The sequence below is a fragment of the Vibrio sp. V10_P2A27P122 genome (genome assembly GCF_963874335.1).
Lineage (GTDB): Bacteria > Pseudomonadota > Gammaproteobacteria > Enterobacterales > Vibrionaceae > Vibrio > Vibrio anguillarum.
The window spans coordinates 1-8,356 of sequence record NZ_CAWNHY010000049.1 but is presented as its reverse complement, the minus strand read 5'-3'; the positions used below and the strand labels follow the sequence as shown (position 1 = coordinate 8,356).

5 protein-coding genes are annotated in these 8,356 nt (G+C 38.9%); all 5 read left to right on the top strand.

Annotated features, from left to right (window positions below):
- Positions 1-2,537: class I SAM-dependent DNA methyltransferase (locus AACQ17_RS03005; RefSeq protein WP_094167778.1), on the top strand; the 2,537-nt coding region annotated here is incomplete at its 5' end.
- Between the two features lie 38 nt (positions 2,538-2,575).
- Positions 2,576-4,606 carry a DEAD/DEAH box helicase gene (locus tag AACQ17_RS03000; RefSeq protein ID WP_094167777.1) on the top strand — a complete coding sequence of 677 codons (2,031 nt, stop codon included), beginning with the start codon at positions 2,576-2,578 and terminating at the stop codon, positions 4,604-4,606.
- A 3-nt stretch (positions 4,607-4,609) separates the two neighbouring features.
- Entirely contained in the window at positions 4,610-5,872 is a 1,263-nt protein-coding gene (locus AACQ17_RS02995) for a GIY-YIG nuclease family protein (RefSeq protein ID WP_094147083.1), read from the top strand.
- A 125-nt stretch (positions 5,873-5,997) separates the two neighbouring features.
- A complete protein-coding gene (locus AACQ17_RS02990; RefSeq protein ID WP_038160567.1) occupies positions 5,998-7,092 on the top strand; it encodes a nucleoid-associated protein in 1,095 nt (364 codons plus the stop codon).
- Positions 7,093-7,098: 6 nt separating this feature from the next.
- A complete protein-coding gene (locus tag AACQ17_RS02985; RefSeq protein ID WP_094167776.1) occupies positions 7,099-8,298 on the top strand; it encodes a hypothetical protein in 1,200 nt (399 codons plus the stop codon).
- Positions 8,299-8,356 lie beyond the last annotated feature (58 nt).

Genomic DNA, 8,356 nt, shown 5'->3' with positions numbered 1-8,356 from the left:
ATGTGGCTAAGATTCCAGGCCCTGTTGGGTTAAAGAATAAACTTTATTATTTTCCAGTAGAAGAAGGGCAGGATATTGATGCGGCATTGGATGAACAAATTGCCGATCCATCGATAGCTAAGAACAAAATTCGCTTTATTCTGACTACCGATTTTGAACGTTTTCTTGCGTGGGATACTGCAACCAGTGAACGACTGGATATTGACTTTGAAGTGCTGCATCGCAACTACAGTTTCTTCCTGCCGTTGGTTGGTTTAGAAAAGGCTATTTTGAACAGCGAAAAGCCTGCAGATGTAAAGGCTGCAGTCAAAATGGGTAAGCTCTTTGACTTAATCCGTGTGAACAATCACTTAAGTAAACCAGAAGATATTCATGCGCTAAACGTGTTTCTTACACGGATATTGTTTTGCTTATTTGCTGAAGATACTGGTATTTTCGATAAAAAAGGTCAATTTACTTCCGCTATAGAAAGTTGTACAGAAGAAGATGGAAGTAATCTAGACCAGTTTTTTTATCATCTATTTTCAGTAATGAATAGCCATGATGATAGCGACCTTCGTCAGCGTCTTCCTAAACATCTTACTGATTTCCCATATGTTAACGGCGGTTTATTTGCTAGTGATGAACCAATACCAACGTTAGGGAAAAAAGGACGGCGAATTCTTATTGAATGTGGAAGGGAAGATTGGAGTGCTATTAACCCTGATATTTTCGGTAGTATGTTTCAGGCAGTGATTGATGTAGAGCAGAGAGCCCGTCTAGGTCAGCACTACACCTCCTACAGTAATATCATGAAAGTGATTCAGCCTCTATTTCTTGATTCACTTCGAGCTGAACTGGAAAAACAACGCACCAGCATTAATGGTCTTAAGCGTCTACTTGTTCGATTAAGCCAAATCAAGGTCTTTGACCCCGCATGTGGTTCTGGTAATTTCTTGATCATTGCGTACAAGGAACTGAGATTACTTGAAATTGACGTTATTAAAGCGTTGATGAAAATCGACCAAAGTTTTTTCATGAGCAATATTCATCTTGATCAGTTTTATGGCATCGAGATTGATGATTTTGCATGTGAGGTCGCACGACTTTCTCTTTGGTTAGCGGAACACCAAATTAATAAGCAATGGGAAGAAGATATTGGACCTGCAGATCCCGTATTACCTCTAAAACCAACAGGTAAAATTGTCAGTGGAAACAGCTTAGAACTCAACTGGAGAGTAGTTTGTCCTAAAGCTGAAGAAGATGAAGTATATGTTATTGGTAACCCTCCATTTCATGGGCACGTTGGAAGAGATGCTAAGCAGCGTAAAGATATGGAGAAAGTGTTCGATGGAGTTAAATCTCTTCGCTCTTTGGACTATGTTACATGTTGGTTTCGGAAAGGCGCTGATTACATCAAAAAAAGTACAGCTGAATTAGCATTTGTAGCAACTAATTCTATATGCCAAGGAGAGCAAGCTGCCGCACTATGGCCTTTTATTTTTGATAGTGGATTGAGTATACATTTTGCTTATCAAACTTTTACCTGGGCTAATAATGCAAAAGATAAAGCAGCTGTTCATGTTGTGATAGTTGGTTTGTCTGCAATGATGAAGAAAAAACATATATTTCAGTTGATTGATGGAGAGTGGCATCGTCGTTTAGCTAGTAACATCAATGCGTACTTAATTGATGGGGAAAATGTTGTAGTTAGTTCGAGAGCTAAGCCATTGAAACCAGATACTACTATTATGAGATTTGGAAGTATGCCAAATGATGGTGGCTACCTTTTGATGGACACATCAGAAAAAGAGCAGTTACTAAAACAAGAACCAATGGCAAAACAATGGATAAAGCGAGTATTAGGCTCTACAGAGTTTCTAAATAGTAAAGACCGTTGGTGTTTGTGGTTAAATGGTGTGACGAATGAGCAACTTAGCCATATGCCTCTTGTTAACGAAAGAGTTGAAAAAGTAAAAGACTACAGAAAAAATAGTACAAGATCTGCTACTCAAAAATGCGCACAAACCCCTCATCTATTCGCTGAAATCAGGCATCCAACTTCTGGAAAATATATTTTAGTTCCTAAGGTTTCTTCTGAAAGACGAAAATATGTTCCTATTGATATTTTAGATTCAAGTGTAATAAGCACTGATCTGAATAATATTGTACCAGGTGGATCACTTTATGATTTAGGAATAATGTGCTCAACAATGCATAATGAGTGGATGCGCTTGGTTGGAGGGCGGCTAAAAAGTGATTACCGATATACACCAACAATTGTTTATAACACGTTTCCTTGGCCTGATGCTACGCCTGAACAACGTGAACAAATAAAAGCGCTTGCTGAAGACATACTTTTTATACGGGAAGATTTTCCAGGAAAGACACTAGCAGAGCTCTATAATCCGGATACGATGCCAACAGCGTTGTTATCCGCTCATCAGGCATTGGATGTTGTAGTAGATAAGCTTTATAGAGATAAGACGTTTAAAGAGACCGATGACCGTTTAAGTTATCTATTGGCACGTTATGAAGAACAACTAGCTCTAGAATAAAAAATAACTTCAATTTAGTTGGCAAAAGGTTTGAAGGAATGAATAACAATATATTGGAAGTCAGTTATAAACAAACAGGGCAAAGCACGTATCATAACGAAATGGGGATGCGTGAAATGCAGGCACGGGCATTCGCCCAGCGTGATAGTCAGTATCTATTGATTAAAGCGCCACCGGCTTCCGGGAAGTCTCGTGCTTTGATGTTTTTAGGATTGGATAAACTGATTAATCAGGGGCTGCGAAAAGTGATTGTCGCTGTTCCTGAAATGTCTATTGGCGGCTCATTTAAAGATACCAATTTGACTGAATATGGATTCTTCTCTGATTGGACGATTAAGCCAGAATACAACCTATGTATCAGCGGTAGTGAATCAGGCAAAACGAACTCATTTAAGCGTTTTATGGAGAGCGAAGAGCAAACACTGGTTTGCACGCACTCAACATTACGCAGCGTATTCGATAAGTTGTCTCCGCAAGATTTCGATAATTGTCTTGTCGCTATAGATGAATTTCACCATGTGTCTGCGGATGAGAATAGTCGATTAGGTAATCTTATCGATGTATTGATGAATAGTTCTTCTGCTCACATTTTAGCGATGACTGGTTCGTATTTCCGCGGAGATGCAGTGCCTATTTTATTGCCAGAAGATGAAGCGAAGTTTACTAAGGTGACATACACCTACTATGAACAGCTGAATGGTTATAACTATCTAAAAACATTGGGTATTGGCTATCACTTTTATCAAGGTTCTTATATCGAGGCTTTACCATCAATTCTTGACCCGTCTAAAAAAACCATCATTCATATTCCTAACGTGAATTCCGGCGAATCGACCAAAGATAAGCACATGGAAGTCGATCAAATTCTTGAAGTACTAGGCGAAGTTATTCTGCAAGACCCCAACACCGGTATATACCAAGTAAAATGCAAGCAAACAGGGCGAACTCTGTTGGTTGCCAACTTAGTTGACGATAACGTTCATCTGCGACCAAAAGTCCAAGCATATTTAAGATATATCGAGTCAGCAGAACAGATGGACATCATTATCGCTTTGGGAATGGCAAAAGAAGGTTTTGACTGGCCGTTCTGCGAACATGTTCTAACCATCGGCTATCGCAGTTCAATGACCGAAATTGTTCAGATAATTGGTCGAGCAACTCGTGATTGTAAAGGTAAAACACACGCCCAGTTTACGAATCTCATCGCTCAACCGGATGCGCAAGACGACGATGTTAAGGTTTCGGTTAACAATATGCTTAAAGCGATAACCACTTCGTTACTTATGGAGCAGATTTTGGCTCCAAGCATTCAGTTTAAACCACGTTCTCAATGGAAAGGTGGGGAGTTACCAGCCAACACTCTTATCATCGATGACTCAGCTACACCAGTATCCCAGAAGGTTCTAGATATTTTAAATGGTGATAAAGGCGAAATATTGTCGGCATTAATGGCAAAAGAACCTGTTGTAAAAGGTGTCATTACCGAAACAACACCGCCAGAAGTTATCAATGAAATAGAACTACCTTCTGTGATTCAAACTTTATATCCAGACTTGGAAGAGCATGAGATTGAGCAGGTTCGCTCAGGGGTTCTTCAGAGCCTGTATATTGGTCAACATGGTGGTGTTATCGATGAAAAAGATTTGCCAGATGATGCTGATGTCGATGATGGCTCAACATCAGGAAATGGTAAAAATAATCAGCCTGGGAATAATGATTCTGGTGCGAGTCGGCAATTTATTAAGATGGGTGATAAGTTCGTCAACATTGAAAATTTAGATATTGATTTGATTGATGCAGTAAACCCGTTTCATGGTGCTTATGAAATATTATCTAAGTCTGTAAATGCCGCAATGCTGAAGACGATTCAAGAGACGGTAAGAGCCAGTCAAGCCAAAGTCTCAGAAGAAGAAGCTGTGATGCTATGGCCTAGAATTAAAGCTTTCAGTAAAGAACGTCAACGAGAACCATCATTAACTGCATCTGATCCTATTGAAGTCCGTTATGCGGAGGTGCTTGCTTATATTCGCAAGATGAAGCAACAGAGAATGGCAAAACAAGAGGGATAAGGTGTGATTTGTTTACGTTCTTCTAAGAAAACGCCAAAGCGAGACTTAGATGATATTTTTTCTGAAGACGATGACTTGGGGCTGCTTGATGTAGCTCCGTTAAAGGCAAAAACACCTGCTGGTAACCGAATCGCGAGCCAATTTGAGGAAATTACAACATTCTTCGAAAAGAATGGACGCATACCATCTGATGATGCGGACTCATTCGATGAGAAGCGTTTGGCTCGACGTTTAAAAGCCTTTAAATTAAACGGTGAACAGAGAGAGTCGCTTAAAGAGTTTGATTGTTATGGCCTGTTAGCTGATGAGTCTTCATATATACCATCAATGGAATCTGTCGGCTCCTCAACCTACGAAATTCAAGAATCGACACCGTCTTCTGAAATAGATAAGTCTGAATTGGTTATGTCTTTGGATGATATCTTTGACGATGATGATGATCTGCTAGAGTTTGATGCCCCTGACATTTTCACTATTCGCCATGTTCCTGCAGAAAAAAAATCGCAGCCGGAAGAAATTGCCAAACGTCAGCCATGTGCGGATTTTCCTCGATATGCTCCTATTTTTGAAATAGTCCAAAAAGAACTTAAATCAGGCGCAGCGTCACTTGAGCGTTTTCGCCATGAACTAAAAATACAGGTTGGTGATTTTTTTATTCTTAATGGCTTGATGGGGTATGTTCATTCTGCTGGAGAAAGATTGGAAGGTTACAGTAGCTACAATGCAAGGCTGCATTTAGTCTTCGAAAATGGCACAGAGCTACATATGCTTTTTCAGTCTTTGACACACGGATTAGTCCGTGACGATCATGGATGTAAAGTTACCCGTGAGGGAGAATTGCTCGAGCCTGGCGATAATCCAGTTCCTACCGGGTTGGTATATGTGCTTGCTACTAAGAGTTCAGATAGTGTTCTTGCACCCTACAAGGCAAACCTTTACAAAGTTGGGTTCACCGAAGGTAGTGTCGAAGACCGCATTAAACATGCAGAGAAAGATCGTACGTTTTTGGAAGCACCTGTTCGCGTGGTAATGACGACAGAATGTTACAACATAGATGCTCATAAGCTAGAGACTTTAGTGCATGGTTTCTTGGGATACCAGCGACTGAATATCACCCTCAAAGGACATGATGGACAGAGCTACAAGCCTAGAGAGTGGTTTAATGTACCACTGGCGACAGTAGTTGAAGTAATAAAACACATCTTGGACGGAACGATCTCACAGTACCGGATGGATAATACTTCAGGGAAAGTTATGAAAAAGTAGGCAATTCTTAATCTTTGTTTTTATGTGTAAAGTGCAAAAAATGTAAGCGGGTCTCATTTACTCTCTCGTGTGGCTTTTATATAGTAAGACGATTGCATATTTATAATTATCTTCAAGGACTTTACATGGCAATCACTATTCATCGAGCTGTTGTGCATGAATTGATAAAAGAAAAAAATGAAGAACCTCAACCATTGCATTACCGACAATCCCTTCTACCTGTAGATAATGAGAGTGTACAGAATGTAATTGCTGGCGTTGTTAATATTTATGGAAGAAAGAATAACAGTGCCAGATATGGTGTTTTTCGGGACGATGAGGCCTCTGGAAGTGTACCCGATTCATTTTATGAATACTCAGAACTAGAAGATGTTAGTGATGAAGACTTCATGGTTCTATCAAAGTCAGTCATGCAGGAGTTATTTCGAGAAGCTACTGGGGTTGCATTCGCTACTGGTGGACATATCTTATTTTCGGATTATGAGAGTGATGGAGTTAGATTCTATTTAGCTGCGATGATCAAGCAAAAGTCAGGATTCGCATTCTCCGATACACTCGGTGTGGAAGATCTTGAATACATTGATTTAAGTAAGCTTCATCAAGCAATTAAAATTAATTTTTCTAAATACAGCGCCTATCAAAACGCTGATGATATTGAACGTCAGGACTCTACGTATTTAAGTTTTGTTAGTCCACAAACAAGTCAGTCAGCAGCTGGATATTTCATTCAGGCGATGGGATGTAAAGCTGGTGCACCTTCAGCAAAAGCAACTCAAGCGGCTGTTGATGAAAGTGTTGGTTTTTTCGAGTCTAAAGAAGATTTGAAAGCGCATGCTCCAAACTTAAAAAGAGCGTTGACTGTTTATCTGGAACAAAAAGCTGAATCTAATGAACCAGCAACTTTACCTGATATCGAAGGAATCGCCCGACGTTTTTTTCCTACCGATGATGAAGAGCAGGCTGATAGATATGCTGATGAGTTTGTTACATATTTAAACCGCGAAGAAAGTGGTGTTCCACCTGAGTTCCCTGTTAATAAGACAAAACTCAAAACAATGACTCATTTAGTCTACAAAGGTGACGATTTACACCTAGAATTTGATAAGGAAGATATAGGTGGTAATCCCAGTGCAAGGGTTTACTTCGATGGAGCTAAAGTTATAATCAAGGATCTTCCACAAGATCTGATTGATAAACTAAATCAGCAAATTAATGGGTAGCAACCAGTGTCTTTTTATCCTTTAGTTCAGTTACGCAGAGCAGCATCTCAGCATAGCTTTAATCGGCCTGTGTTTAGTTGCTCTGTTCATGTTACTGAGGGTATAGCTGAAATTCTTGAGCAATGTGAATACCTGCGTGAGATAAATGGTAGTGATATTGATGGAAATTCAGTCAATTTTAATGATTATATAGACCAAGAAATTGAGTTAACTTTTCGAACGCCTAGAACTAATGAATCTCAATTTTACCAAAACTTAAATGCTTTTCTTGATAACTTTACATTTTCTTATTCTGAAGGTGTTGAATTGCCTGAATTTTATTTATTCGATGAAGATTTATATTATTCAGCTAACTCAATAGAATCTGATGACGATGATATTTTTAGCCGGCTGAAATTACTAATTAGAAGTGTAGCTAAACTTGAAAACTTAGCTCATTATCATGATGAAAAAATGGGTGATTCTCGGACTTTAGTTTATCTCTCAGGTGAACATCGAACACCTATAGTTTTAAGTGTAAGTATTTCTGAAAATTTACTATCGAAAGACATTAATTTCTCTCTTTTGAATGAGTTGACTTCAGCCGAATCCGAATTGAATATGCACTACAGTGATAAACTGAGTGTTTTTTATGCTTCATTGCATGAATTTTTAGGTGGAGGTTATGCCCCAGATGAAGCCTTTAACAAATTGATTGATTCTTGGGGAGCATTCGTTGCTTTATATCAGAATAATCTGTCTACTTACTTAAGTGGTTTTTCGTTTCATAAGGCTAAAAAAGAAGTTGCTGAAGCTGAAATTGAGCTATCTGAAAAATTAACTAATCTGACTAGTGACATTGTTTTTAAGCTTTTTTCCGTCCCAGCCTCTGTTATGGCATTAGCCGCAATTATGCAAAAGGGTCAGTTAGACGCACTAGTTTTTGTCCTGCTAGTAATCGGAGTTATTGTTACGATTCTGCTTATGTACGGATTGCTTAAAAGTCAAAAGAATAAGTATGAATCATTGGAGAAAGCTAAAGATCTTGTATTTAGCTCTATTGATGGAAAAGAAGCTGAGTACCCAGATGAGTTAAATACTGAAATTACAGCAATGAAGAGTCGCTTAAACAAACATTTTAAGTCGACAGGTAAATGGCTTGGTTACTATAAGGTCGCCATATTTTCTCCATTGATAGCACTTATATTATTTATAATCATCGCTTAAGAGTTATGAGTGGTACTAATTCCCGATTTCTAATTTTATCTCCAATTGCCCCCTGAAT

Bases quoted from the DNA above. Each gene is read 5' to 3' on its own strand.
- AACQ17_RS03000 (WP_094167777.1), top strand. From the start codon at position 2,576: ATGAATAACAATATATTGGAAGTCAGTTATAAACAAACAGGGCAAAGC.
- AACQ17_RS02990 (WP_038160567.1), top strand. From the start codon at position 5,998: ATGGCAATCACTATTCATCGAGCTGTTGTGCATGAATTGATAAAAGAA.